The following is a 392-nucleotide window of genomic DNA, read 5'->3' as shown; positions in this document are numbered from 1 at the left end:
CGTCGCGCGCATCCTCGGCGAAGAACGCCCGATGCGCTTCACCAACGTCGAGAAGAAGGGCTTCTTCAGCAAGCTGTTCGGAGGGTAAGCATGGGCCTGTTTGATTTCCTCAAAGCGAAGAAGACCACCGCCGAAACCGCCAAGAACCGCCTGCAGATCATCATCGCGCAGGAACGCAGCCACCGTGGTGGCCCGGACTACCTGCCGCTGCTGCAGCGCGAGCTGCTGGAAGTGATCAAGAAGTACGTGAACATCGACGTCGATGCGGTGAAGACCCCAGCGCTGTACCGCCTGCTGGAGCGCAGCCGGATCGACGCCAGTGCGGCGACCAAGGCGGCCAAGAACCACTACCAGCGCCCGCGCCCGTTCATGGTCAACGGTGAGCCGACCTG

1 pseudogene is annotated in these 392 nt (G+C 62.8%); it reads left to right on the top strand.

Features of this window, described 5'->3' with window-relative positions:
• Positions 1-90 precede the first annotated feature (90 nt).
• Positions 91-255: pseudogene (gene minE, locus EN846_RS36620) on the top strand (cell division topological specificity factor MinE); the annotation flags it as partial.
• Positions 256-392 lie beyond the last annotated feature (137 nt).

This window comes from Mesorhizobium sp. M4B.F.Ca.ET.203.01.1.1 (genome assembly GCF_004791025.1).
Classification (GTDB): domain Bacteria; phylum Pseudomonadota; class Alphaproteobacteria; order Rhizobiales; family Rhizobiaceae; genus Mesorhizobium; species Mesorhizobium abyssinicae.
Note: the sequence above shows the minus strand (reverse complement) of the source record. Positions and strands in the feature narration are given on the sequence as shown.